Genomic DNA, 25,993 nt, shown 5'->3' on the forward strand with positions numbered 1-25,993 from the left:
TTATGAGTATGATACGTGAAAGTATCATACTCACATTCCCAATTCTGCGGTTTTCGCCAATGCTCGTGATCGTAGGGGAGAGGTTGGGCTCATCTTTCGGCTTGCCGGCGGCAATCTTCATCGGCAACGTCCCTCTGTTCGCATGACAAACGGTCAAGCCCGACGGGCCGTCGGCGGCTTACGGTTCGCATGAACCATATCTCTTGATTAGCAAAGTCACCGATGAATCGGACCCACCTGTCCGTTTATGCATCCAAGGCCGAAATCGGCCCCCTTCGTCCGTCTCAGCCCGCGATGATGTAATGGACAAGCATCACAACCATGCGGATAGCCCCGCCCCTTTTTCGATTGGCCGGTACGATTCCCGCGAATGCCCACCGATTTCCGTGGCTATCCGACGAGTCTGCCGAGATCGCTTATGCCGATGACCTGGCCATGCTTGGTGGAGAACGACTCGTCGCCACCGTACACCACGAAACGTCGATCCGGATCCAGTCCCATGGCCGGGGCCAGGTCCTCCAGGATTTCGAAAGCCTTGGGATTGTAGGTGGCGGACGATTTGACCTCGACGGCGTACCATGGCCTGCCGCCCTTTTCGAGGATCACGTCGATTTCCTTCTTGTTGCTGTCACGCCAGTAGAACAGTTTCGGCTCCCGGCCCAGCGCCTGGTACCGTTTGATGATCTCCACCACGACGGAGTTCTCGTACAGGTTGCCCCGATACTGGCTCATCAGCATCTGGTCACCGGATTCGATGCCCAGCAGATTCGCCGCCAGACCGGTGTCGTAGAAGTAGAGCTTGGGCGCCTTGATGAGCCGTTTGCCATAGTTCCTGTGATACGGATGCAGTCGGAACGCGATGAAGCTCGCCTCGAGGATGGACAGCCAATCCCTCACGGTGTCCACGCTGATGCCGCAGTCGTTGGCAAGGCTCGCCAAATTGAGTACCTCTCCCACACGTGTGGCGCACATGGTCAGGAACGTGTTGAATTCGGCCACCTTCTTGACGCCAAGCTCCTCGCGCACATCCCGGTCGATGTAGGTGCTGATGTAGTTTGGGAAGAAATCCTGCGGGTCGATGCCCATCGTCTTCAGACGCGGATACCCGCCCGCGAACAGGAATCCACTCATGCTATCCGGCGTCACACCCGCCGCCGACATCTCCGCGTACGAAAGCGGAAGCAGATGCAATATCGCGACACGGCCTGCAAGGGACTGGGAGATGCTCTTGAGCAGCAGGAAGTTCTGCGATCCCGACAGAACGTACTGGCCCGGTTCGTTCCGATTGTCGATCACGCCCTGCATATAGGAGAACAGTTCCGGCACGCGCTGGGCCTCGTCCAGAATCACCTTGGAATCGAACCGTTCCAAGAACGAGCGGGGATCGTCCTGAGCCAGGGCGCGCACGTCCGCATCCTCCAGGGACACGTATCGGTAATCCGGGAACGCATGCTGCACCAGCGTCGACTTGCCGGATTGCCTTGGCCCCGTAATCGTCACCACCGGGAACAGCTTCGACATCGACAGCATCTTGTCGGTAAGCGCGCGTGGAATCATAATCAATCCGCCCCTATGGATAATCGTTGATTGACATAAATCATAATCCACGATTTACATAAATCAAAACCCATGATTTGCATAATCATTATTCTTTGATTTGCATAGGACCAGACGGCAATCCCATATCGGCCACGGAAATCAGGGTTCCGGCCGCCGTTATCGCGTTTCCGATATCATCAATCTGACATAAGGTACATTATCGGACATATTCCTATTCATGGCAGAACGCCGAATTGCCCAGAGGACTGCTAATCGCATCGATCGGGGAACATCGTCGCCGGTCGGTCTTGCTGCGATTACAGGAATCAGGCTTCTTTGCGAATACGCCTCACGGCCTCCTTGTAGACCGTGCCATCATCCCTGACGGATACGATGATGACGACCATCGACCCGGCCGTGCGTTCCAAACGATAGACGACCCGCAGCCCGTCTCCCCTGAGCTTGACCTTCAGGTATCCGGTGAGATTGCCATCCCGCTTATGACCGAGCGGTTTGCCATAGCCACCTTCAGTGAAGGGCAGCGGGTTTTCGGCGACTTTGACAAGCATCGTACGAACATGGCTTTTCGCCGGTTCACGCAGTCGTTCCACGTCGCGGGCCGCGTCCCTGGTGAATTCAATCCTCCACGCCATCTATTCGAACTCCGGCTCGAACCCGTCGTCCACCGGCCGGTAGCCGGGGCCGAACACGTCGTCCATGCCCAGACGGGTCCCGTCGTCGTTCCTCATCCGTTCCTCGGCCTCAAGATAGAGGGCGAAATCCTCCTCGGCCTCCGTGAACCGCCGATAGTCGTCGGGCGTGATGACCACGGCGGCGGGCTTGTTGTTGCGCATGACTACCACCGGATTGTTGTCGGAGACGCGCCCCAGGGTGCGGCTGACGCCCCCGTGGCTGAGCTCCGACACCGACACGAGATTATCCAACGATACAGTTCCCGCCATGATTCCACCGACCTTCTGACATAAAAGATGAATCATATTGTGATTACGATTATGCTCATAATTATATCCGAAATGCCGAACGGCGCCGGAATCCCCGACAATAGGATGAAGTGGATGGGTGACGCATGATTCCCAGCCACCCGCAGTGGTATGTGACGCCGTACGTTATTCCAGCCTGTCGCCGACGAGCAGAGCGTCTGAATCGTCATCGTAGTGCAGGCCGTCCTCCAGCCATCCGACGCGGTCATTGGGGTCCGCATGCAACCGGACGGCCACCGTGTCTCGCACTGTTTCAAGTTTTGCGCGTCCGTCGCGTACGGTGACGACGCCGATGCGCGTACCTGCCGCCGTCCGCAGCGGCACGGTGAACGTGCGGTCCGTATCCGGCGTGAACAGGATGTATTCGATGTCACCTTTGACCGGATCGCCGTCGTCGTCGGTCGTGTCGGGGAACGCAACCGGTTGGACGGGCCAATCCTTGGTGGGCACGGCGAGCAGGTGCTCTGGTCGACCGCGAAGCCGCCATCTCAGGTAGAAGAAGGCATATAGGACGGCGGTCGCCACAATCAGAACCAGCACGACTGTGCCCATGTCGACCGGCGAATCGCCGTGCGTCACCCTGTTCAGCCAGTCGTCAAGCGGCGCGAGAATCAGACCGCCCACACCCATGGCGACCGAGACCGCACCCAAGGTGAACAGGATCCAATGGCCGCGACGGCGCAGCCAGACCCGGCGGGCGAGATGTTCATCGCCCGACATCCAATCCGTTTCTGTCTTCATGGTTTCATTCTGACGCTTCATGGTGAACGGAGAATGGCGGAGACGATTTGAATTCAAGAAATCATAGGGGAAATCTGTGGCCTTAAGCCAAAGGGCTGGCCATGGGCCATATTTTCTTCATGAGGTCATGAATATTCACCAGTCTGATGGAGAAGTCGCGGCTTGATCCCATATCATTCCGCCGACTGCTCCCCCAGTCGTCGTCTGTAGTCTTCGACGAGCCGACTGAGGACATCGATGACGACCTGGCGGCGATCCGCGTCGATGGTCATCGGATCGAGGCCGAGCCGCTCGCCCAGTTCGACAGCACGGCGTTCCAACTCGGCAATCGTTGCAAGCTGGCTCGCGGTCGTTCGCACCTTCTCATCCCGGGCAGCAGGGATCGGCGGTCGGCCGCGCCGCATCGGTGCCGTTTCGGTTTCACGACGCCATCGGGCCACGCACCGTTCGATGCGTTTGCTGCCGATGATCTCGGGGCCAAGCCCGGCCTCCCGGAACACGGCGGTCGGTGGCACACCCTCCCGGTAGCGGCGCATGACCTCGTCCCGGAACCAGTCCGCGTACACGATGCGATTGGCATCGGCACGGGCCACGGCGGGCAGGCCGTTCAGATACGCGACCTGCCCGGAATCGAACCCGCGACTATCGGACACCGGCCCGTCCGCGCATCCGGTTCATGACCAAGGCGGAGGCCAGGGCCAGGAGCGCCAGCACGCCGCCGGTGACCAGCCAGTCCAGGGCCGAGCCGCCGGTCAACGGCAGCGCCACCATCTGCTTTGCGTTGACGATCGCGTTGTCGTCACCGGTCGCGCCATCGATCTTCACGGTCTCTTCCTTGTCGGTCGAGATGGTGAACGTGTACGAGACGGTGGACTTCACGTACCCGTCCGGGGCGGTCTGCTCGGTCAACGTGTACTCGCCAGCCTTCAGGCCGATGAGGCGGAAGACGCCCGGCTTCGAATCCCTGTCATCGGCCGTGCAGGCGTCCTGCTTCACACAGTCGGTGATGTCGTGGCCGTACACATCCTTGCCGTCTTTGTCGGTCAGTTTCCACGTGCTGCCGGCCAGGGCCTTGGACGTGTCGTCGGAGCCGACCTTCATCCACGAAACCGCGGTGGGAGTGTTCGCGATATTGCCGTTCTCGTCCTTCCCCCAGGCGACCGTGTACTCGGTGCCGTCCGCGCTCTTCGAGACCGTGAACGGATGCTTCGCGTTCGTCGGCTTGAGGTAGCCGTCCGGCACTCCGGTCTCGACCAGTTCGTATGAGCCCTCGGCCAGTTCGCCCCCTAGCTTCAGGGAGAAGCGGCCGGCCTTCGGGTCCGTGTCCGGGCCCTTGCAGTCCTCGGCCTTGTCGGCCTTGCAGTCCGCGATGTCCGTGTAGTCCTTGATGTCGGATTCATTGCCGTTGTCAGTCTTGACGATCTTCCACGTGGAGCCGCCGATCTCGGCGTTGGTCTCGGAGTCGGTCTTCGACCAGGCGAGCACGCCCTTCAACGCCTCGTTCGGGATGTCCGTCGTCCCCTCGGCCTCGGCTTTGTCCGCGGAGGAATCCGTCGTCACGGGCGTCAGCTTCGGCGGCGCGGGCAGGTGGCCGGCCGCGGTCGGCGTGATGGTGAACTCGTAGGTCACGTCCGTCTTCACGTAGCCGGTCGGCGCCACGGTCTCCTTGAGCGTGTAGGTGCCGGGCGCGAGGTTGTCCAGGCTCAGCGAGCCGAAGTCCTTGTTGTTGTCATGCGAGTCGTTATCCGTGATCCGCACGTACCACGTATTCGCATCCGTCTCCGTCTCCGCGGTCTCGGGATTGTCGTGACCCCAGCAGTCGGCCTTCGTGTCGTCGCCGGCCTCGCAGTCGCTGGGACGCATGTCCGTGTCGAAGTACGGGGTCGCGCCACCGTCCGTGCGCGCGTCCAGCTTCGTGGCGGTCAGCAGCCACGTGGAGGCCGTGGACACCTTATTGCCGGTGTCGGCGTCCGTCTTGTTCCAGTCCACCGAGTACGGGGAGTCGAAGATCACCACGCCGTCCGAGCCGAACGCGCCACCCGACAAGCGCGCGCTGTTGCCGGTGAACGTCAGCTGGGCCGCGCTCTTCACGGCGTCCTCCCGGTTTTCGTCCAGAACCTTGGCCTTCAGCGCGAGGCCGGTGCCGATCGCGCCCTCCGGGGTCGGATCGGCGGAGGACAGGGTCAGCAGGCCCGCGTCCTGCGTCCTGTCCTTGTTGGTCTGGGTGGAGGCGAGGACGGCGCGTATGCCCTGGTTCACCTTGGTGTCCCCCCAGGACGTCTCCGGCAGCCAGGAATCCTGGTAGCCGGACGACTCCTTGAGCGGCGTGTTGTTCCACTCCCACGACACGGCCGGCGTGGAGCGGTCCGTGAACCAGGTGTCGAGCAGCTGGAACTGGTTCGTGTCCTTGGCCCAGCCGTGGATGGCCTTCCAGCTCGGGTTCATGATGGCCAGATCGTCGCCCGCGACCGTCGTGTCCGCGCCGTCGGGCAGCGGCGTGACCTTGTTGTCCGGGTTCGCGTCGTACTTCGCTTCAACCAGGTTGTCGAACAGGGCGATGTTGCCGCCCTTCGACGCGGCCGAGTTGCCGGAGGGGCAGAACCACAGGCCGCCGCCGAAATGGCCGGCGATGTTGCTCCACGCGACCGCCTTGCCCACGTACGAGGTCGAGTTCTCCTCCGTGTAGACCGCGCCGCCGAGGTACCCGGACACGTTGTCCTTGTACTCGCCGCCCGTGAAGTACGCGGTGGACCCGCCGCCGTCGAGGAACACGGCGCCGCCCGCGCCGCCCCTGAGGATGCCGTCCTCCGCGATGTTCCGGTCCCCCGGATCGGCGATGGTCGCCCAGTTGTCCTCGAACAGCGGCTTCACCCCGCCCTCGCCGTTCTTGATGGCCAGCGTGCCCTTCGCCCAGATGGCGCCGCCGCCCGACCTGAAGTCCGCGGCCGTCGCGCCGTTATGCCTGAAGACCGCGCCGCCGCGCACCGTGAGCGAACCCGCCTCGGTCCGGACGGCGCCGCCGCCCTGGCCGCCCTTCATGCACGTCGTGTCGGCCGTCTGTTCGGAGCAGCCGGCCGGGGACGCCACGTTGTCCTCGAACGTGCCGCCCGTGATCGCGGTCGACCCCTTCGACTGGAAGACGACGCCGCCGCCCTTGCCGGACGCCGTGTTGCCCTTGAACAGGCCGCCGTCGATGGTCAGGTCGCCGCCGGTTTTGTCGTCGCCGTTGAGCACCACGCCGCCCCTATCCACGCGCAGGCCCGTGAACGTGCCGCCATGGATGGTCACCGTCCCGTAGCTGTGCATGAGCGGGCCATACGTGTTCCCGTCATCCGGATGCGTGAACGTCAACGCGTTCCCGCCCTGGTTGTAGGCCGTATTCTCGACGCCGATGGTCAGGGAACCCGAAGCCTGCGGCCAGAGCATCGATCCCCCTCCCGTCCACGTGATCGTGTGCATCTCCAGCCCGTCGGACACGATCGTCACCGGGCACGTGATATGCGTGCTGGCATCGGACAGGTCCTTCGGCTCCACCGTGATGTCGCCGGTGATCGTCACGGTGCGGGCCGCCGTCGAACCGCCGCACGTCAGCGCCGCGGCCAGGCTCGCCGCATCATTCGCCTCATACGCCGCCGCGTCCTCCGCGTTCGCCGCCACGGTCAGGCCGCCCGCCAGCATCGCCGCGCACGCCACCGCCGCCGCACCGGCGCGCATCCGACGCGCCACGTCCACGTTCCGCATCATGTTCTTTTCCACTCCACCTTCAGGTACGGGCATGCGCCCCAAGCCCCACAACGGGGTCGGGGCGCATGCCTCAATCACTTCAATCGACCGTCAACGGCCATTGGTTCAGCGCAACGCGCGCTTGACGGAACGGGAGCGCGCGAACGTGACGCCCGCGCCCGCCGCGAGCAGCATGGCCACCACCGCGAACATCGCCGTACCGGCCGCACCGGTCAACGGCAGGTGCACGATGGACGTGATGTTCCTGTACTTGTATCCATTAGTGGCATCGCCCGTGAGCAGACCATGATTATTGAGGTCTTCAATCGTGTACGTACCAGCCTGGCCCTGGGTTCCTTCGGTGACGGTCACCTTGAGCACCGCGCGGAAGGAGGTCAGATACTGCTTGCCGCTGTTATCGGTGACGGTCGGCATGGTGCTCTCGTACACGTAGTACGTACCAGTCGGAAGTACGCCGAAATCGACCTTGCCGCCCGTGCCGGAAGTCAAGGTGTTCGTCTTCGAATCGGCGGCACCGAACCCGTTGTACGCTTCGAACTTGGTCGAATCGATGTTTGCGGGATTGGCAAGGGCACCATTCTTGAAATCGCTGTCGTTCGTCGCGGAGGAGGAATCCTTCGCGGTGTATACGGAGAAGACTGCGCCCTGGAGTCCGGTCGTGCCGTCGTCGCCGACCTTGGTGAACCCGGGGTGCGGCTTGCAGACCTCGTCCTTGGTGGACTTCACCGCAACCGCGGCGTCTCGGGCGATATCACCCCATACGGCATCTGCGATGGTCAGGGAACCCGTGCTGAGCGACTTCTCCGCATCCGTCAGCTTGGTGCCGATGAGGATGGCCTTCATCTTGTGATACGTGATAGTGCAGCCTTCGCTGGCACCGGCCTCGTAGTCACCGCTCTGATCGATGATCAGATACAAGCCACGGTCACCCGGATTCGTCTTGGTGAAATCGAACGTCAACGTCCTGCCTTCATCACTCGACGTCGGAGTGATGTCATGATTGGCCAGTCCTTGTAGATTGGTGTTTTCGACGAACTGACGCCAATTCGTGCCTTCAATAGTCGCGGCGTCCTGCGAGCCAAGCCAGGTGAACGGATCCATATTCGCGTCCGGAGTCAGACCAGCCTCCGTCAAAGCTGTTCTGATTGTTTCCTGGTCCACACCCGTCGTCGTGGTCAGGTACGGCTTGTTATTCCCATCGAAGTTGTAGTCGGCGAGCTTCGCGTACTTGAACGTACGCGTCCCATTATCACCGAACTTGAACTGGTCGGCGCTGGATGCCGTGATACGAATCTGCGTATCAGTCAGTTCATCCGCGGTATCAACGGCATCCGCCGTGCCCGCACCGAACGCCATGCCGACGAACAATGTCGCAGCGGCGGCCAGACCGGCCATGACCTTCCTGAACTTCATCATCAAGAAATCCTCTTCCATACTTTCCGTTACCGCTCACATTCACGGTCCGGGAAACTCGTGTCTCTGAAAAACCACCGGAAACACAAACCCCCGTTGGGCGTCTTCCATAACGCCCTCCTTTAGCCACTAATACCCCCCCCCAACACGATTTCGTCAAACGGAACTCGCCGCCTCTACCACTTTCGCCTTATTTTTCGCAAGACCATGGCTTCATAGGCCCTAATGCGAACGTTTTCAACGGTTTTCGAATCTGACTCGTCAGCCCTACAACGTTTGCTATCGGCCGCAGTTTCCCGTGATCTACAGCCCCTCATCTTGACGGTTGCGTCCGATTCGGGCGTGTCGCCCGCCGGTTTGTCCGGTTGTTTGGGGTGTCGGCGACGGAGGGAACATCCCGGGTGACCGGGTTCCTTTCGTCTCCTATCCGTTTTCATTCGTCGTTTGCGACGGGTCGCGGCATGGCAAGGGGTCGTGCCGCGCGATTTGAAAGGAGTCCCTTATGGGAAGCAGCAACGGTAACGGCCGCAAGGCTGTCATCACGGGATTGGCCGCGACTCTGGCGGTCAGCATGTTCACGCCGGCGGCGATGGCCGACGAGGCCACTGTCGACCCGACCGCGTCCGTGCCGGTCGATCCGGCGCCGGTCACGGCCCGTGACGTGGTGTCTGACGCGAGGCAGGCGGTCGAGGACGCCAAGGCCAACGTGCAGGAGAAGCAGGACCAGCTGAATCAGGCGCAGGCGGCGGCCCCGTCGCAGGAGGAGATCGAACAGGCCGGGCAGGCCGTCGAATCCGCTAAGCAGGCGGTCTCCGACCAGCAGACGGTGGTCGACCAGGCGCAGGCCGAGAAGAACCAGGCCCAGGCCGGTTATGATCAGGCGCTGCAGGACACCGGCATCGACAAGGATTCCCTGGACCGGGCGCAGCAGGACGTGACCGACGCCGAGGCGGCGAAGTCCAAGGCCGACCAGCATAAGGCGCAGGCCGAAACGGACAAGCAGGCCGCCGATGCGAAGGCCGCGGACGCAGGACAGGCCAGGGACGACGCCCAGCAGGCACTGGACAGCAAGGCTCAGGCTTCTGCTGACGCGAAGGCCACGCTGGACTCGGCCGATGCCGCCGCGGACAAGGCCGATGCCACCCAGGAGAACATCGACAAGGCGCAGGCCAAAGTCGACTCCCTGAACCAGGACGTCAAGGACGCGCAGCAGGTCGCCGACACCGCCAACAAGCAGCTGACGGATGCGAAGAACTCCGCCGCCGACCTGAAGGCGAAGGCCGATCAGGCCAAGCAGGAAGCCAAGGACGCCAAGGACGCCGCCGATGACGCGAAAGCCAAGGCGGACGAGGCCAAGAGGAAGCTCGACGAAGCCAAGGGCAGCCAGTCCCTCACGGATCTGAAGGCCGCCTATGAGAAGGCCCAAGCCGACTACGAGGCCAAGCAGAAGGAAGCCGAAGCCGCCAAGACCAAGGCCTCCAAAGCCAAGGATGCGGCCACCCAGGCGAAGGCCGACGCCGATCAGGCCAAGCAGGATGCGGACACCCTGAAGGCCGACGCCGAAGGCAAGAAGCAGGCCGCCGACGCCGCACAGGCACAGCTGGACGAGGGCGCCATCGGATTCCTGCGTCAGGAGGGCACGGACGCGGCCAAATATCTGGTCAACAAGGACCCGACCTTCAAGGAGTGGGTCGACAAGGGTTGGATCGTGGGCCCGAACCATGAGCTGGGCACGAGCATCAGCCTGACGAACATGAGGAAGTCGTTGGCCTACATCGACTACTTCAACCAGATCCGCAAGGACAACGGACTACCTGAACTGCAGGTGTCGGACTATCTCATGGGCTCGTCCATGGCCGACAACGAGGCCATTCAGGAGAACGGGTTCAACCATCCCCAGAAGTTCGACGTGGGCGAGAACATCGCCTACGGCTGCACCACCGCGGACTGCGTATTCGGCCTGTGGTACACGGACGAGAAGAACTACCTCGACGAGTACGCCAAGACCGATACGGAACTCGCCGCGCACAAGACCGACTCGGAGTGGATCGCGAAGAACCGTCCGTGGATCTACCATGGCGAGGAGCACGACGGCGTCCAGTACGAGGCGGTCGGCCACTACCTGAACATCATCGACAAGCGGCTGAAGGTCACCGGGTTCGGCATCGGACGCGACTACCGGACCGGGTACACGTACATGACCCAGAACTTCCAGATCCAGCCCTTCGGCGACGACACCCAGTTCTACACCACAACCGAGTATCTGGACCGTCTCGACCGGTACGAGAACGGCCTGAACGCGACCATCGATGATTGGCAGAACGCCGGCAAGAAGGCCAGCGACAAGCAGACCGAAGCCGACACCCTCGCCGGCGTCGCCACGTCCAAGCAGCAGGAGGCCGACGAGGCGGCGGACCGCCAGCAGGCCGCCGAAGAGGCCGCCGCGCAGCTGAAGGCCGCATTGGATGCGGCGCAGAAGGCGTACGAGGACGCAGCGAAGGACGGTTCCGCCACTCCCCCGTCGATGGAAGGCGGCCAGGAACTCATCGACCGGCTCCAGAAGGAGTACGAGCAGGCCCAGGACCAAGCCGAACAACTGCAGGCCGAGTACGAGGTCAGGCAGGAGGCGGCCGACAAGCTCGACCAGCGGTTGGCCGAGGCGAATCGGACCCTCAAGGAGAAGACCGATGCCTTCGACAAGGCCGACAAGGACCTTACCGACAAGAAAGCCGCGCTGAAGACCGAAAACGAGCGGCTCGAATCCTTGAAGGACCTGCGCCGCAAGGCCGATGATGCGGCCGACGCCTACCAGACGGCCGTAACCGCACAGGCGGACGCGAAGACCGCACTCGACCAGGCCGAGCAGGCGCTCCTGAACGCCCAGGCGGATGCCGGGAACGCCCGGACGGCATTGGATGAGGCCTCCCGTGCTGCCGAGCAGGCCGCCACGGACCTGCAGACGGCCCGCGACAGGCTCACCGGACTCGAGCAGACCGCGGCCGACCCGTCCAAGGTGCCGGCCATCAAGGCCGCCCGCGAGGTGCTGGACGAAAAGACGGCGGCACTCGAACAGGCCAACGCCACCCTCGCCGACCTGAAGAACCGGCTGAACGACGCGCAGGCAGTCACGGACCGTCAGGACGCGCTCCTCAAGGCCGTGCAGGACGCACAGCAGGCCTTGACCGAAGCGAACGCCGCACTCACCCAAGCACAGGAGACCCTCGACCGGCTCCTCTCCCCCACCCCGGAACCGAATCCCGACAAGCCCGGCAACCCAGACAATGGCGGTGACCAGAACGGTGGCGACGAGGGAGACGCCGATACCGATGGCAGCGGTTCGAATGACGGCGGTCAGGACAACGGCAGGCCCGGCGACGAATCCGGCTCCGAATCCGGTGAAGACGAGACCGGTCCCGACGATCCCGACGGTTCCGGCAGCAACGCCGGCGACACTTCTGGCAGCGGAACCGACGTCCCGGATACCGGTGGCACCGGCAATGGGAACGGCGCCGACGGCAACACCGTCACCGTTCCGGCCGGCTCGGCCGATCAGAGCGTCGTCCACGCCCCGAAGGACAAGGACACCGAGACCATCCGTTATAAGGTGGACACCGACGCCAAGGACGTGTCCAGGCTTGCCAGCACCGGAACCGATCCGACTGCCCTGATCGTCGCCGCGGCGCTCACCCTCGCGGCAGGACTCGGCATCGAGACCGTGCGCCATGTCTCGGCCCATAGGGACTGACGGACCACGCCTGATTCCGGTATGACGGGCCTGTGCTCCCATCAGGAGCATCGGCCCGTCATACCGGATCTCATGTGAATGTCACATGTCTGCCGGTTTAGTCACTTCCGGTGTTCCCGCAGCCACGCGGCGACACCGGGCAACGCGTCGGGCACCTGCGCGTCATACCGGTACGCGAATGATGGCGTGGTTGCGTCGATGAGCTCCCTGATGATTGCATAATGCCCGTCTTTGATGGCGGCATCGACCGCCTTGTACGTGTCCTCAGCTTGCTTGACCACGCCCCGGCCGCCTTCCACGAAGAACGATGCGTGAGGCAATGGCTTGATGGCGGCGTCATACGTCGCCTGCCATCGTCGCAGGTCCTTTTCATACTCCTCACGCCACGGGGTGTGCCCCACCAGCCGTTTGATGGGGTTCTTCTCCCGCTCACGGTACTCCGCCCATTCCGGTTTCCGCTCGAAACCGGCCTCACGGGTCGCCTCCAACGCATGACAGCGGCGTTCCCGCTCCGTTACCTCCCTGAGGGTGAGGAATTCCTTCCACGTCGGACGCCAGGTATCGATCCACTGCTTGTAGTGTTTCCCGTCATCGGTCTGAATCCACATCGCGTACTGGAAGTCACGGTCGCGACGGCCGATCTCGTCGAGCCTTTGGGTGAGGCCCGTCATCGTTATGGACAGTTGCTGGTTCGCCGCTTCGAGGCTGTCCAAATGGAATTCCATGCTGTCCAGCTTGCTACGCAGTTCGTCGAGCTCGTAGGATTCCATCTTGTCCTCCCATCGGTCACCGTGAATGCTTCCGAAGCCAATATTAGAAGAAATACGGTTTTACCGATCCCTACCTCAGAGCCGAAAACGCCCGTGCTGATTCGGCTCCGTGAGGATTCTGAACGAGGTCCATTCACCGGTTTTCCGCGATGCGTGCCTTGATGTAGCGGTTGGTGGCGATGAGTACGAGCATGGCGAGCAGGACCCATATGGGGGCGATGCGGAACATGATGGCGAATCCGAAGCGGGAGACGATGAGGCCTCCGACGACCGGACCGGCCAGCTGGCCGAGGTCGGATGCGACGAACAGGGTGCTGGATGCGGCTCCCCGGCGTTCCTCGGGGACTACGCTCATGGCGATGGAGCGTACGACCGGTCCGGCTGCGCCGTAGCCGAACGCGCCGACCAGGGCAGCCAGGAGGAGGATCCGCAGGTTGGACGAGTAGCTGATGAGCCACAGGGATACGGACATGAGCGCGAGCATCGGGATCATCATGTAATGGCCGTGCCGGTCCACGAGCCATCCGCCCAGGGGCGCGGCGGCGAACACGGCGAGTCCGTATACAGTGTCGAACAGGCCGACGTTGCTGCCGAGTCCCTCCTCGTGGCCGTAGACCACGAGGAACGCGAACACGCAGGACCAGGCCATCATGAACAGGAACTGCATGAGCGCGGGCGGAATGGCCTCACGGGCGAGGAATCCGGACAGGGAGAACCGGAATTTCTCGGTCCTGTTGTGTTCCACGCGCAGGTTGAGGATGGCGATCAGGGTGGCGATTTCGATGGCCATGGCCAGGAGGAACGCGATCTGGTAGCCGGCGGTCTCCTGGATGCGCAGGGCGACGTACGGTCCGCACATGCCGGCCACTCCCCTGGCGACCGAGAGGGTGCCGATGCCGCCGGCGAAGTTCTCGCGGGTCACGGTGCCGGCGGCCAGGGTCAGGCAGATGGGTGCGGTGAATGCCTGGCCCACGCCCTGCAGGATACGGAAGCACATGAGCATGGGCACGGAGGTGACGAACGCGTCACCGAGGAACGAGACTGTTAGGACCGCGACGGCGGCGAACAGGAGCTTGCGCCGGTCGAACGCGTCGATGGCGGATCCGGCTGCGAGGCGGAAAATCATGGATCCGTAGGTGAAGCCGGTGGCGACCATGCCGATCACGACGGGGGTGGCGCCCAGGGATGCGGACAGCGGGGAGACCAGCGTCTCGCCGAACTCGAGTCCGAGGTTGATCATCAAATAGACCACGAACACCATGACGAACGAATGGTTCTTGATTGCTGCGGACACCGTTGTCCCCTTGCGTCTTGAGTGGCCTTGCGGCCGTTTGCTGATCTGGCATGCAGCTCCGGCCGGCGTTTCCGAACACCAGCCTACCGGAGCGGAACGGGTTTCATGGGATATGCCGGCGGGCGCGTCCGCGCCCCGTCCTTCGGGGTCACGGGCTCGCCCGCCGGTCCGGCCGATGCCCGTGCGAGCCGCACGGGCGTCAGGCCGGTCTCATTCGCCGTCATTCTTGAGGGCGGCAGCCTTGTCCTTGACGTACCTGTTGGTGAACACGAGCAGGATCACGGCGAGCAGAACCCAGACGGGGGCGATACGGAACATGACGGCGTATCCGAACGAGGAGACCAGCAGGCCGCCAACAACAGGGCCGGCGAGCTGGCCGAGGTCGGATGCGACGAACAGCGTAGACGAGGCTGCGCCCCGTCGGTCCTCGGGGACCACGCTCATGGCCATGGAGCGCACGACCGGGCCCGCGGCGCCGTATCCGAACGCGCCCACGACGGCGGCGAACAGGAGCATGCCCAGGTTGGAGGAGAAACTGATGAGCCACAGGGATGCGGACATGAGCACCAGCATCGGGATCATCATGTAGTAGCCAAATTTGTCGATGAGGCGACCGCCGAGCGGGGCGGCTACGAACACGGCCAGGCCGTAGGCGGTGTTGAACAGGCCGACGTTGCTACCCAGCCCCTGTTCCTGGCCATAGACCACGAGGAAGCCGAACACGCAGGACCAGGCCATCATGAACAGGAACTGCATGAGCGCGGGCGGAAGGGCCTCCTTGGCGACGAATCCGGACAGGGAGATACGGAACTTCCTGGTCTTGTCGGAATGACGGACCTTGAGCAGCGAGACCACGAGGAAGCCGAGCGCGAGAATCACGAAGGAGGTCAGATAGGCGAAGCGGAAGCTGGTGGCCTCCTGAAGCTTGAGACCCACGAGCGCACCGAACAGGGTGGAGCCGGCGGTGCCGAGCGCGAAGACGCCCATGCCGGAGGACATCCGCTCGCGCGGCAGGCTGTCAGCGGCGATGGCGATGAACGTGGTCGCAGTGAACGCCTGGCCCACGCCCTGCAGGATGCGGAAGCACATGAGCACGGGCACGGACGGGGCGAAAGCGTCGCCGAGAAACGCGATACCGATCACGACGAACGCGCCAAGCAGCAGGCCCTTACGGTTGAACGAGTCGATAGCCGGGCCGGAAAACAGCTTGAACACAATGGACCCATAGGTGAAGCCGGTGGCGACCATACCGATGAGGACCGGCGTGGCTCCCATGGATTTGGCGAACGGGGTCGACAGGTTGTTGGCCATGTTCAGGGACAGGTTGACCAGGAAGTAGGCAGCCAGCAACCCTATGAACGTCAGGCTCCATATGCCCTTCGTCCCGGTGTTCTTCTCTTCGATTGCATTACTCATCTTGTATTGTTTCCTTTCCTTGTCGGTTGCCCGGGCGCCTATGCCCGGTACTCGTCCATCACGACGCGGCCGGTTCGTTCGTCTCGGCGGAACTGACGGAAGAACTCCCACGCAAGCCGTCCGGCCATCACCGGCCAACAGTGGGGCGCGTTTTCGGCCACGACATAACGGAAAGCATCCATGCCGTCGGAGTTGCGGATGTCGATCATCCAGTGCTTGTATCCGTAGTACTCGAGGACCCGCTCCTCGTCACCGTAGAAACCGACCACCCGGTGCAGTTCGCTGTCCGGGTCGGTCAGGTAGGAGATGCAGGTGGCGGGGTCACGCGGCGGGCAGCCGAGACTGTCCATACGTCGATTGAGCCGTTTGATCATCCATTCGTGCCGGTCAGTACCCTCAGGAGGCGCGGGCTGATCAGAGAATGCGCGGTGCCCCCCGACGATTCGGGTGGGATCGCGCCGGTCGTCGCGCCGGGGATCGTGGTACGTATGCTCGGATGAGGCGTGGCGTCCCCAGTCCTTGCGCGGCGCCCAGTCGTTGACCGGCGCAAAGTTCGAGGCCTCATACTGACCGACCACCTGCATGACCGGCACGAACGTCTCCTTCAACCGACGGTATTCCTCGTCGGTGAACCTGATGTTGAAGTTATCCCAGTCGCGCCAGATATCATTGCCGCACGGGGCCACGGCGGTGATGCGTTCGGGCATGCGGAACAGCGCGGAGGTCACCTCGTAGCCACCCTGGGACTCGCCCATCAGGTACACGCGCTCCCGGTCGACCGGATAGAGCTCCTCGATACGGTCGAGAACGCGGCGCACGTTACCCCAGTTGGTGTCCTGCAGCATGGCCACCATGATGCGCTCGTCGGCGGCGACCTGCGGCATGCCGCACGCGAACTCGTCGTTCGGAATCGGCACGGACCCGCCGTGGTGGGCGAACACGAGCGGGTACCTGCGGCCCTTGGCGGCCTCGGAGGCGAGCTCCTTGGGGGTGATGAGGATCCAGCGCCGGTAGTAGTCCTCGTTTTCGAACATCACACGGTCGAGACCGAGCCTGTCGTAGTAGGCGCGCACGGCCTCGCTGGTCGGGTCCTCCTCGAACTCGAAACCGAGCCGGACCAGACGCCCATGCTCCTGGCCGTACTCGCTGCGCGCGAACGCGTCGATGTCGGCACCGCCGTTGTGCGCCACGTGGAGGTAGTCGAGGGCATCCGCCATCTTGCCGTCCATGACGGCGTCTCCGGTCGGGGCCCAGATGTCCTGCTGATTCAACTTTGAACCTTTCCTTGACATTACTTGGATATCTTTCAAGAACTTATTCTTCATAGGTCTTTAAAAGGTATCTATAATGTACGGTACATATCGAAAATAAGTCAAGGTGCGACACGCCGAAAACCGTCTATATGCCTTCATCGAACTTGATACATCTTTAATAAGTATCTAAAATAAGGTTTCGAAAGATACCATTGATACTCACGGCGAGGAGCAGGCATGGAAGAGACCGCCGAGGGCAGGACCGTCCCCAAGTACGTCCTCATCTACCGGAGGATCCGGCAGGACATCCTGTCCGGCAAATACCCGGAAGGTGGATTCCTGCCCACCGAGGCCGAGCTCATGGATGCCTACGGGGCCAGCCGCACCACCATACGCAGCGCCGTCAAACGCCTCAAGGACGACAACCTGCTGCGCACCACGCAGGGGCGCGGCACGGAGGTCCTGCCCGTGCAACGCCAGTCGGGCTACGACTTCTCCCTGCAGGGCAGGACCACGGTGGCCACCAACTTCGCGGGCCGCAGCACCGACGACATCGTCGGCCAGCCCTCCACCATCGACGTCGTCGCCCCGCCGGACACCGTGCGCGAGGCGCTCGGCACAGATGAAGACGAGACTGTCTATCGTCTGCAGCGGGAGAAGATTATCGACGGCGAACCGTTTCTCTATGTCATCAGCTACCTGCGGCGCACGGACTTCCCCGGTCTCGAGGCGTATGACGGGCAGATTTACTTCCTCTACAAGTTCCTCGAGGAGCACTACGGCACCACGTTCTCGTCCACCGAGATCGACATCACCGCCGCCTGCGCCGACTACGTGCGCTCACGCCTGCTCAACACCCCGGTCGGCGCACCCCTGCTCGTCCAGACCAGGCACACCCGCTCCGCGGACCGCGTCATCGAGGTCTCGCACAGCTACTGCCGGCCCGAATACATGTCCATCACCGTCACCACCTCGCCCGAGGACCTCTCCCTGAGCCCCTTCCTCACCCGCGGGTTCTAAAGTCGGCAGTCACGGCGGTACCGTCATACATGAAGAATGCGGGACGATGGCCGGAGGAGCCCAGCCATCGTCTCGCATTCCTGTGTAATCCATGGATCCGAGGGGCAGTGATTCCATGGAAGCTTCTTGGTGTTATGCGGTCATCACATCATCGTCCGCCGTACCGGCCTTGCGGTTCCGGCGCGCTTTGCGAACCTTGTACCGTTCGGGGTGGGCCTTGGCGTCCCTGGTGCGTCGGATCATCACCACGGCCATGCCGAGAGTGAAGACCGCGATCACGGCGTCGGCAGCGCCGAGCCAAATCTTCCACGGGGAGGTCTTATAGGTGATCTGGGTGCCGGGAGCGATGCCATTCATCGTGCGGCTGTTGACGATCGCGTAGCTCATGTCCTTCACCGCACGGCGGATGGTGCTCACGCCTGTGGCGGAGGTCTTGTCGCCAATCAGGGAGGTGAATGCGGTGCCCCATGCCATCCAGCTATCGGTGCCGGATCGCAGGGCCTGGTCAACGCTGTTGGAGCCGGCGTTCATCACCATGTCGGAGATGAGGAAACCGTTGAAGCCCCATTCGTCACGCAGCAGTTCGGTGTTGAGCGCGTAATCCGCGCCACCCCAAGTGGTACCGAGGTAGTTCATGCAGCCCATGACCGCGGTAGCGCCACGGATGGTCTTGGAGACGGTCTGCTTGCCCTCGTTCACGTACTTGACGGTCGTCTTGACGTTCTTGATGGCCATTTCGAACGGTTTGAGGTAGATCTCGCGCATCGCCTGCTCATTGGCCCAAGTGGCAACACGACTGCGGTCGTTGTCATACATTTCCTGGTCGTTGAGCGCGAAGTGCTTGATCGTGGTAATCAGTCCCTGATCGGCGGCGCCGGAGACCTCGCTAGTGAGCATGAGTCCGGAGAGCACCGGATCCTCGGAGTAATACTCGAAGTTACGGCCGGAGAACGGGGAACGGTGGATGTTGGCCGCGGGAGCATACCAAGAGTTGACTCCGGCCGCGGCGGCCTCCTGTCCTACGCTGTCTCCCATTTCCCGGGCGAGGTCCTTGTTGAACGTGGCCGCAATGATGGGTTCGGTCGGATAGGCCGTGTATTCGGTGGCGTCGGTGATCGATCCGACGATACCCTGCGGGCCGTCGAAGTCCACGGTGGCGGGCTTGCTGATGGATCCGATCTGGGCGGTCTGGTCGTAGGATGCGGCGAGGGCCACGTACAGGCTGGACTCGTTGAGGTCGAGCTGGTCGAGCAGCTGGTCCCACTTCGGGTCGTTGAAGTCCGCGCCGCGCAGGTCGGACAGGGTCAGTCCGTTGTCGGCGTTCGTCTTGGGCTTGCTGTCGGTGTACACCTTGCTGTCCTTGACGTTGCCGAGCGTGGTGTCGGTGTCGAGGTCCATCTGCTGCAGGATCTTGCGGCCTTCGGAGTCCGTGGTGTAGTGGAAGCCGTCGGGGATGTCGTCCTTGTCCTGTTCGGTCGGGAAGGTGGCCGTGTTGGCCAGCGGCCCGTCGGCGCGGATGAGCTGGTCGGTGGACTCCATATGGTCGGACATGTCCTGGAACAGGTTGGTCGCGGCCTTGAACGTCTTGCCGTTGGCGGGCTTGCCGGTCGGGTTGCCTTCCTCGTCGAGCGTGGACTGGGCGTCGATGTCGCTCTGGCGCGGGTTGTCGTTGTCGTACCAGATGGTTTCGGGCACGTTCACCTTGACGGAGCCGTATTCCTCGTGCGCGTTTTTGTTGACGCTCAGCGTGTAGTCGCCTTCCTCGAGCAGGTAGGCGCCCTTGGTGCCGTCCGGGTTCTCGCGCTTGTAGCTGTAGGAGGCCATGTCCTCCTTGCTGATGGTGACGGTCACGTCCTGCGACGCGCCGGGCGCGATGTCGCCGGTCTTCTCGAAGGCGATCAGGTTGACGGTGGACTTCTCGATGCCGTTGGCCTTGTCGTAGTCGGTGTACGGCGGGTTGTAGTAGACCTGGACCACGTCCTTGCCGGCCTTGTCGCCGTTGTTGGTGACCTCGACGTTGAGCGTGACGGACTTGTCGTCATCCTTGCTGGAGACGATCCGCTGGGTAAAGTCGGTGCCGTAGCTCAGGCCGTAGCCGAACGGCATCTGCACGGCGGCGTCGTAGTCCTGTCCGGTCTTGCCGTTGACGGTGAACGTGCCGCCGGTGTCATCCAAGGTCTCGTAATACCGGTAGCCGACGTAGACGTTCTCCTCGTACTCGATGAAGTTCATCTCGGTGGGGTCGCCGACCGGGGTCGGGTATCCGCCCTGCAGCAGGTACAGGTCCTTGTATTCGGCGTTGCCGAAGTTCGACATGCTCGGGTCGGCCATGATGTCCGTCATCCACGTGTCGACGGTCCTGCCGGACGGGTTGACCTCGCCGGTCAGAATCTCGGCCAGAGCCTTGAACCCCTGGCCGCCGGGGCCTCCGATCCACACGACGGCGTCGGCGGACAGGTCGCTGCCCTCGGCCATGAGGTCGCCGATCTCCATCACGTTGGACGTGTCGAGCACGACCACGACCTTGTCGCAGTTGGCCTTGGCGAACCGGATGGTGTCTTTCTCGTCCTTGCTCAATGCGAGCTGGTGCGGGGTGCCGTCCGCGTATCCCTTGCCCTCGATGGGGCTGCCCGGCACGTTGGCCGTCACGTCGCGGCCCTCGCCGCCGGAGCGGCCGATGAACACGATGCCGGTGGTGCCGTGCGCGGAGTCCTCGATCCCCTGGTAGATGCTGGGATCGTACTCGATGATCTTGTCGGTGGCTCCGGTGAACCCGGCCTTCTCGTCAGGCCCCTGGTAGCCGTCGGCGTCCATGCCGCGGGCCGTGGCCTTCTCCATCGCCTGCTCCGCCGCGTCGTTGACCTTGAAATACTCACCCAGCGCGCGCTGAGCCGTGTAGATGCGCGACGACGACGTGTTCACGCTTCCCGATCCGGTGCCGCCGTAGATCGGGCTGATGTACCGGTATCCGAGGGGCGTCACGTCCGACCCCTTGGCCAGGGGCAGCGTGTCCGCGTCGTTCTTCATCAGCACGATGCCCTGTTCCGCGATGGACAGCGCGGTCTGGTTGGTGTGCTCGTCCAGATTGTCGGCCACGTCCTTGTAGTAGGCGGTGTCCACGTTGGCCATGTCCGGGTCGGTCTTGACGACCTGCTCGCCACGGCCGAGGAAGATCTCCATCGACAGCGAGAAGAAATTCATCGCCACCGTCGCCGCCAATGCCAGCACCACCAGCACGGACACGACCGTGGTCCATATGATGGTGAACTTGCGGTTGTTCATCCTGAGTCTCGTCTTCGAGCTCATCTCGTCCTCCTTGATGTTCTCTCACGTCGCGGCGGGATGTATTCCGTATATCCCGGGAAACGTTCCACCGCAACGGTTCTCGCGTTTGCGATGCCTCCTATTCTCGGGAAAATGGGCTGTCCGGAAAAATGACGATTGCAAGAGAATCAATATGCATTCCCTGCATATCATCCGATGCCGATCGCCCGGGAACCCAACCATGGCAACGGTTCGCGACCATTACCGCAACCCGCCATATTCGTATCGGAAAGCGAGTTATGAGGACAACCTGTCATTTTCGGCGCATAATCTGTCATGAATAGCCGTATACGGATGACGCATATAATCAACGAAGGCCACTCCACGAACGAAGGCGCGCATATGGACATCGAGATACTGCATCATTTCGTGACCACGGTCCAGGAGGGCGGTATCGCCGCGGCGGCCGAACTCCTGCGGATAAGCCAGTCCACGCTCTCCCGTCAGATCCAGTCGCTCGAGCGGGAGGTCGGAGCGACCCTGCTGCAACGGCGCAACCGCGGACGCGAACTGCGACTGACCCGCGAAGGTCGTCTTCTGTACCGGAGGGCCGAGGAGATAGTGGACCTCGTCACCCGGGCACGGGCCGAAATCACCTCCGACGACGTTTCGGGCGACATCCACCTCGCCGCCGCCCAATTGCCATCGATGGACATCGTGGCCCAGGCGGCGAACGACACCCGGAACGCGCACCCGGACGTAAGATTCCATCTCATCGACGGCTACAGCACCGACATCATGAAGCAATTGGACAACGGCCTGGCCGATTTCGGCGTGCTGGTCCAACCGGTGGACATGGGCGACTACGACTGGATCGACCTGCCCGAGACCGACCGCAACGGTCTGCTCATGCCGGACTCGCATCCCCTGGCGGACCGGGAACGCATCACCAGGGCCGACCTGCGGGACGTGCCCATGCTGGTCCCGCAGGGGGCGTTGAGCCGGAACAACCTCAGCGGATGGCTCAACGCCCGGGACCGGCGCACCAAGGTCGTGGGCACCATGAACCTGGCCTATAACGCCAGCCTGTTCGTGAAGGCCGGCTACGGATGTGCCGTCATCCCCGAGGGCATCATCGATACCTCCCCCAGCAGCGGGCTGAGATTCGTCCCGCTCGACCCGCCGCTCATCGTCCGTTCATGCCTGGCATGGAAACGCAACCAGCCCCTCACCAAGGCGGGCGAAGCGTTCCTCGAATGCCTCAACGCACGGATACAGGCACGGAATACGACGCAACCCGACCGCTGAACACGGACACGGACGGCAATCCGTCACGGCAGCGGGCCAGGCCAGACGGCTCCGCAGGGGACGTGCTCGTCCGACGCTTCCGGCCCGCGCGTCATTGTCGTCCCAGGGCGATGCGGAAGTCGTTGCGGTACCGGTCGGGCGTGGTCAGGTAGCGTTCGCGGAAGAGTTTGTGGAAGTAGGCAGTGCTTTCGTAGCCGACCGTTCGGGCGATCTCGGCTATGGTCCGGTCGGTGGTGACGAGCAGTTCGGCCCCCACGCGTAGCCTTTCCTCGTTGATGAGGTGTCCGAGCGTACTTCCGGAGTGTTTGCGCGCGTATCGGGACAGGTAACCCACGCTGTATCCCAGCGAGGCGGCCACGCCGTCGTTGCTTGCCACGGCGGGGTCGGCTGCTATCGCGTCGAGGATGGCGCATATCAGCGGGTCCGCCTGCGCCCGTTGCTCCAATGCGTGGGAGGCCGCGTGGAACAGTTCGCATAAGTTTCCCATGACGGCGAGGTCCGGCCGGTATCGTCCGTCCCGGCAGTAGGCAATGAGCAGACGGCTCAGCGCGGCCTGTCCTGTCGGGTGACGCCCGGCGGCAAGGAAGCATGCCGTCTGCCGTGCGTCGTCGAGCCATTCGAGGAGGGCACCGTCCGTCTGTCCGTCCGCGAATCGGCGGACCGTGTCGAGCAGGGCCGGTCGGACGAGCATATCCGCCTCGAGCGGAGCCCTTCCGTCCTCGATGATCGGGGAGATGAGATGGCGTGCCCCGGGTTTGACCAGTATCGCGCCGCCGGCCTCCAATACGAAGGTCTCGCCTTCGACCCAGACCAGTACGGTGCCCCTGATCGCGTGCGTGATCTCGAGGTAGTCATGCCGATGCAGCCGTGAGGGGTGGTCGAGGTCGTGACCGACCACGCCGAACAGGTCGTCCTCCCTCAGATGAGGCGCCGCGTGGACGATGGTGCCGAACCGGGTCAGCGGGGCGTCCGTGCCGAGGCCGGCCGCCTGCGCGGCTTCGCGTCCGCTTCGCGTGTGGTCGGCGTACCGGTCGTCGTCGCCCGGCTTCAGACGGGGCAGCCTCAATCCATCCTGCATGGCCCCTCCTTGCCGCCTTGTTCCCGAATACCCGGAAAGAAAGTCATTATAGAGTGCAATAAGGTCAGTATACGTGATTTTGCCCCACATATCCTTGATACCAACAGCGCTGCAACGAATGTAACAAGGTCGTTATCGAGGAGAGTTTCCAATGAACGCAGTGAAAACCAGGATAGGCATCCTGTCCCTGAGCTCCATCACCCTGTCGGGCATCTTCATCGTGCCGATCATCGGCCTGGTAGCACAGGCCTTCCCGGACAGTTCCCTGTCCGGCGTGCAGATGATCATCTCGGCGTCCACCCTGACCGCGCTGGTCGGCGCGTGGCTGACCGGCAAGCTCGCCAGCATCCTCTCGCGCAAGACCGTGGCCCTCATCGGCGCCGGCGGCATCCTCCTGTTCGGACTGTTGCCCTACTTCATCCACTCGTCGCTGGCCGCGGTGGTCGCGTTCTCCGCGTTGATGGGCGTGTGCCTAGGCTTCATCAACAACATCCTGCCCACCCTGATCTCCGTGCACTACGAGGGCGAGGCGCGCCAGTCCCTCATGGGGCAGCAGGTAGCCGTGGCCTCCATCGGCGCCATGGTGTTCATGACCGTGGCGGGCAAGCTCGCCACCGCCCAGTGGTACGACGCCTATCTGGTCTACCTGTTCGCGGCCCTCGTGCTGGTCGTATGCGCGTTCACCCTGCCCTCCGAGAACGGGGAGAAGGCCGAGGCCGGCCAGGAACGGCAGTCCGGCCCATCCGTGTCGGTCCGCGAGGCCATGAACGGCAAGATGTGGTTCCTGGTCATCGCCGGTTTCCTGTTCCTTCTGGCCAACAACGCCTATTCCAACAATCTATCCCTCCTGGTCGAGCAGCGTGGCCTGGGCGACGCGGGCACCGCGGGCCTGGTCTCCACCATCGGCCAGCTCGGTGGCCTCCTCGCCGGCCTGCTCGTCGGCGTCCTGGTCCGGTTCGTCAAGAACCACCTGCTCATGGTCGGCTTCCTGGTCGAGGGCCTGAGCCTGCTGCTGCTCGGTTTCTCGAACAGCCTGCCCCTGCTCATCGTCGGCAGCTTCCTCGCCGGCGCCGGCCTGAGCCTGTACTACGCGCAGGCCCCGTTCCTGGTCACCGTCATCGAGAAGTCCTATCTCATCCCGCTCGGCATCGCGGCCATGACCACCGCGAACGCGCTCGGCGGCTTCGCCAGCCCCGTCGCGGTCAACCTCGTCAACGGCCTGTTCGGCTCGACCGCGGCCGGCGCCATGTTCATCGGCGCCGTCATCGCACTGGCCGGAGGCATCGTCCTCGGCGTGACCGGATTCCAGAAGAAGTGCCTCGAAGAGGCCCGCTGACCGCACCCGCATCGTCACCCCGAAATTCCGCCGGTCCTGGCCAGACGCCTCGGGTCCGGACCGGCGGCGCGAACAGCATAGTCAAAGGAACAACACGATGAAAAGCACCGACATCCACATCCGCGACCCGTTCGTCCTGCCCCACGACGGCGTCTACTACCTGTACGGCACCCGCGCCGACAACGTGTGGGGCGCCATGGACGGCTTCGACTGCTACACCAGCCGGGACCTCGAGAACTGGGAAGGCCCCTTCGAAGTGTTCCGCAAGCCGGAGACCCTCGACGCCGACCGAGCCTACTGGGCTCCCGAATGCTACGAGAAGGACGGCGTCTTCCACCTGATCGCCACCCTCGGCCGGCCCGACGGACGCAAGGGCGTGCACGTGCTGCGCGCCGACAACCCGCTCGGACCGTTCGAATACGTCGGCCAGCTCACCGACCCCGCGCAGTCCTGCATCGACGGCACCATCTTCGAACAGGACGGCCAGCCCTGGCTCGTCTATTCGCACTCCCTCGAGGATGTGCCCGAAGGCGACATGGACGCCGTCCGCCTGACCGAGGATCTGACCGCCACCATCGGGGATCCCGTGACCCTGTTCAAGGCCTCCGACGCCCCGTGGTCCGTGCCGGTCCCGTTCGCCAAGGCCGAGTTCGGCATCGATGGCGACTCCTACTTCTCCGACGGGCCGTTCCTGCACCGTCTCGCTGACGGACGCCTGGCGATGCTCTGGTCCAGCTGGACCCGGTCCGGCGGCTACGCCGTCGGCCAGGCGATTAGCCAAACCGGCGAGGTGACCGGCCTATGGGACCAATGCCCCGAGCCCGTGCTCACCCACGGCGGACACGGCATGCTCTTCACGGGATTCGACGGCATCACCCGCTACACGTTGCACGCGCCCAACGACCCCGGTCAGGAGCGTCCCACGTTCCTGACCGTCACCGAACGGGACGGACGACTCACACTCGAGTGAGCGGACATGAACATTACGCCGGGCCGGGAATCCCCCCGGCCCGTGTCCGGGCCGGCGGCCAGGTCCGGAAACGCCGTTCCGCGGATTCGACCCGGACATGT

Annotated in this window: 18 protein-coding genes; 5 read left to right on the forward strand and 13 right to left on the reverse strand. The window is 63.1% G+C overall.

Translation table 11 applies throughout. From position 1 onward, the window contains the following. Positions 1-390: 390 nt before the first annotated feature. From JS536_RS05760 to JS536_RS05790, 7 genes are all read right to left on the reverse strand, one after another. Entirely contained in the window at positions 391-1,521 is a 1,131-nt protein-coding gene (locus JS536_RS05760; protein ID WP_240544276.1) for an ATP-binding protein, read from the reverse strand. Positions 1,522-1,865: 344 nt separating this feature from the next. Beyond that, a complete protein-coding gene (locus JS536_RS05765) occupies positions 1,866-2,150 on the reverse strand; it encodes a type II toxin-antitoxin system RelE/ParE family toxin (RefSeq protein ID WP_346427461.1) in 285 nt (94 codons plus the stop codon). A 42-nt stretch (positions 2,151-2,192) separates the two neighbouring features. Further along, on the reverse strand, positions 2,193-2,501 hold the full coding sequence (locus JS536_RS05770) for a type II toxin-antitoxin system Phd/YefM family antitoxin (RefSeq protein WP_214356162.1): 309 nt from the start codon (positions 2,499-2,501) through the stop codon (positions 2,193-2,195). Positions 2,502-2,666: 165 nt separating this feature from the next. Continuing rightward, positions 2,667-3,281, reverse strand: a complete 615-nt coding sequence (locus JS536_RS05775; protein WP_214356163.1) for a hypothetical protein — start codon at positions 3,279-3,281, stop codon at positions 2,667-2,669. Positions 3,282-3,454: 173 nt separating this feature from the next. Then, on the reverse strand, positions 3,455-3,934 hold the full coding sequence (locus JS536_RS05780) for a hypothetical protein (protein ID WP_214356164.1): 480 nt from the start codon (positions 3,932-3,934) through the stop codon (positions 3,455-3,457). Then, positions 3,924-7,025 carry a SpaA isopeptide-forming pilin-related protein gene (locus tag JS536_RS05785; protein ID WP_214356165.1) on the reverse strand — a complete coding sequence of 1,034 codons (3,102 nt, stop codon included), beginning with the start codon at positions 7,023-7,025 and terminating at the stop codon, positions 3,924-3,926. Before JS536_RS05785 ends, JS536_RS05780 begins: the two co-directional genes overlap by 11 nt. 105 nt (positions 7,026-7,130) lie before the next feature. Next, entirely contained in the window at positions 7,131-8,441 is a 1,311-nt protein-coding gene (locus JS536_RS05790) for a SpaA isopeptide-forming pilin-related protein (RefSeq protein ID WP_214356166.1), read from the reverse strand. Between the two features lie 499 nt (positions 8,442-8,940). Here JS536_RS05790 and JS536_RS05795 point away from each other — a divergent pair, with 499 nt between their 5' ends. Continuing rightward, positions 8,941-12,183 carry a CAP domain-containing protein gene (locus JS536_RS05795; protein ID WP_214356167.1) on the forward strand — a complete coding sequence of 1,081 codons (3,243 nt, stop codon included), beginning with the start codon at positions 8,941-8,943 and terminating at the stop codon, positions 12,181-12,183. Positions 12,184-12,284: 101 nt separating this feature from the next. Here JS536_RS05795 and JS536_RS05800 read toward each other — a convergent pair whose 3' ends face one another. The 4 genes from JS536_RS05800 to JS536_RS05815 all read right to left on the reverse strand — a co-directional run bounded on the left by JS536_RS05800 (position 12,285) and on the right by JS536_RS05815 (position 16,934). Next, positions 12,285-12,953: a hypothetical protein gene (locus JS536_RS05800; RefSeq protein ID WP_214356168.1), complete on the reverse strand. Its 669-nt coding sequence runs from the start codon at positions 12,951-12,953 to the stop codon at positions 12,285-12,287. 133 nt (positions 12,954-13,086) lie between these two features. Then, positions 13,087-14,247, reverse strand: a complete 1,161-nt coding sequence (locus JS536_RS05805; RefSeq protein WP_214356169.1) for an MFS transporter — start codon at positions 14,245-14,247, stop codon at positions 13,087-13,089. A gap of 210 nt (positions 14,248-14,457) precedes the next feature. After that, positions 14,458-15,663, reverse strand: a complete 1,206-nt coding sequence (locus JS536_RS05810; protein WP_214356170.1) for an MFS transporter — start codon at positions 15,661-15,663, stop codon at positions 14,458-14,460. 38 nt (positions 15,664-15,701) lie between these two features. Further along, complete coding sequence (locus tag JS536_RS05815) at positions 15,702-16,934, reverse strand: hypothetical protein (RefSeq protein WP_214356171.1); 1,233 nt, start codon at positions 16,932-16,934, stop codon at positions 15,702-15,704. A 219-nt stretch (positions 16,935-17,153) separates the two neighbouring features. Between JS536_RS05815 and JS536_RS05820 the strand changes: the two genes are divergently transcribed. Continuing rightward, complete coding sequence (locus JS536_RS05820) at positions 17,154-17,936, forward strand: GntR family transcriptional regulator (protein WP_214356172.1); 783 nt, start codon at positions 17,154-17,156, stop codon at positions 17,934-17,936. Between the two features lie 132 nt (positions 17,937-18,068). Here the strand turns inward: JS536_RS05820 and JS536_RS05825 are convergent, their stop codons facing one another. Beyond that, positions 18,069-21,242, reverse strand: a complete 3,174-nt coding sequence (locus JS536_RS05825; RefSeq protein ID WP_214356173.1) for a glycoside hydrolase family 3 protein — start codon at positions 21,240-21,242, stop codon at positions 18,069-18,071. Positions 21,243-21,602: 360 nt separating this feature from the next. Between JS536_RS05825 and JS536_RS05830 the strand changes: the two genes are divergently transcribed. Continuing rightward, entirely contained in the window at positions 21,603-22,508 is a 906-nt protein-coding gene (locus JS536_RS05830; RefSeq protein WP_214356174.1) for a LysR family transcriptional regulator, read from the forward strand. Between the two features lie 91 nt (positions 22,509-22,599). Here the strand turns inward: JS536_RS05830 and JS536_RS05835 are convergent, their stop codons facing one another. After that, positions 22,600-23,586 carry an AraC family transcriptional regulator gene (locus tag JS536_RS05835; RefSeq protein ID WP_214356175.1) on the reverse strand — a complete coding sequence of 329 codons (987 nt, stop codon included), beginning with the start codon at positions 23,584-23,586 and terminating at the stop codon, positions 22,600-22,602. A 151-nt stretch (positions 23,587-23,737) separates the two neighbouring features. Here JS536_RS05835 and JS536_RS05840 point away from each other — a divergent pair, with 151 nt between their 5' ends. Together JS536_RS05840 and JS536_RS05845 are read left to right on the forward strand one after the other, a co-directional pair. After that, complete coding sequence (locus tag JS536_RS05840) at positions 23,738-24,922, forward strand: MFS transporter (protein WP_214356176.1); 1,185 nt, start codon at positions 23,738-23,740, stop codon at positions 24,920-24,922. A gap of 97 nt (positions 24,923-25,019) precedes the next feature. Beyond that, on the forward strand, positions 25,020-25,892 hold the full coding sequence (locus JS536_RS05845; RefSeq protein WP_214356177.1) for a glycoside hydrolase family 43 protein: 873 nt from the start codon (positions 25,020-25,022) through the stop codon (positions 25,890-25,892). Positions 25,893-25,993 lie beyond the last annotated feature (101 nt).

Origin of the sequence: Bifidobacterium sp. SO4, from assembly GCF_018555355.1 — a bacterium.
GTDB classification, from domain to species: Bacteria; Actinomycetota; Actinomycetes; order Actinomycetales; family Bifidobacteriaceae; genus Bifidobacterium; species Bifidobacterium miconisargentati.

What these genes read in the sequence shown, in the direction of transcription:
- JS536_RS05830 (WP_214356174.1), top strand. Translation starts at nt 21,603, where the DNA reads ATGGACATCGAGATACTGCATCATTTCGTGACCACGGTCCAGGAGGGC.
- JS536_RS05810 (WP_214356170.1), bottom strand. Translation starts at nt 15,663, where the DNA reads ATGAGTAATGCAATCGAAGAGAAGAACACCGGGACGAAGGGCATATGG.
- JS536_RS05840 (WP_214356176.1), top strand. Translation starts at nt 23,738, where the DNA reads ATGAACGCAGTGAAAACCAGGATAGGCATCCTGTCCCTGAGCTCCATC.
- JS536_RS05825 (WP_214356173.1), bottom strand. Translation starts at nt 21,242, where the DNA reads ATGAGCTCGAAGACGAGACTCAGGATGAACAACCGCAAGTTCACCATC.
- JS536_RS05760 (WP_240544276.1), bottom strand. Translation starts at nt 1,521, where the DNA reads ATGTCGAAGCTGTTCCCGGTGGTGACGATTACGGGGCCAAGGCAATCC.
- JS536_RS05790 (WP_214356166.1), bottom strand. Translation starts at nt 8,441, where the DNA reads ATGATGAAGTTCAGGAAGGTCATGGCCGGTCTGGCCGCCGCTGCGACA.
- JS536_RS05820 (WP_214356172.1), top strand. Translation starts at nt 17,154, where the DNA reads ATGGAAGAGACCGCCGAGGGCAGGACCGTCCCCAAGTACGTCCTCATC.
- JS536_RS05770 (WP_214356162.1), bottom strand. Translation starts at nt 2,501, where the DNA reads ATGGCGGGAACTGTATCGTTGGATAATCTCGTGTCGGTGTCGGAGCTC.
- JS536_RS05835 (WP_214356175.1), bottom strand. Translation starts at nt 23,586, where the DNA reads ATGCAGGATGGATTGAGGCTGCCCCGTCTGAAGCCGGGCGACGACGAC.
- JS536_RS05800 (WP_214356168.1), bottom strand. Translation starts at nt 12,953, where the DNA reads ATGGAATCCTACGAGCTCGACGAACTGCGTAGCAAGCTGGACAGCATG.
- JS536_RS05795 (WP_214356167.1), top strand. Translation starts at nt 8,941, where the DNA reads ATGGGAAGCAGCAACGGTAACGGCCGCAAGGCTGTCATCACGGGATTG.
- JS536_RS05785 (WP_214356165.1), bottom strand. Translation starts at nt 7,025, where the DNA reads ATGATGCGGAACGTGGACGTGGCGCGTCGGATGCGCGCCGGTGCGGCG.
- JS536_RS05775 (WP_214356163.1), bottom strand. Translation starts at nt 3,281, where the DNA reads ATGAAGACAGAAACGGATTGGATGTCGGGCGATGAACATCTCGCCCGC.
- JS536_RS05845 (WP_214356177.1), top strand. Translation starts at nt 25,020, where the DNA reads ATGAAAAGCACCGACATCCACATCCGCGACCCGTTCGTCCTGCCCCAC.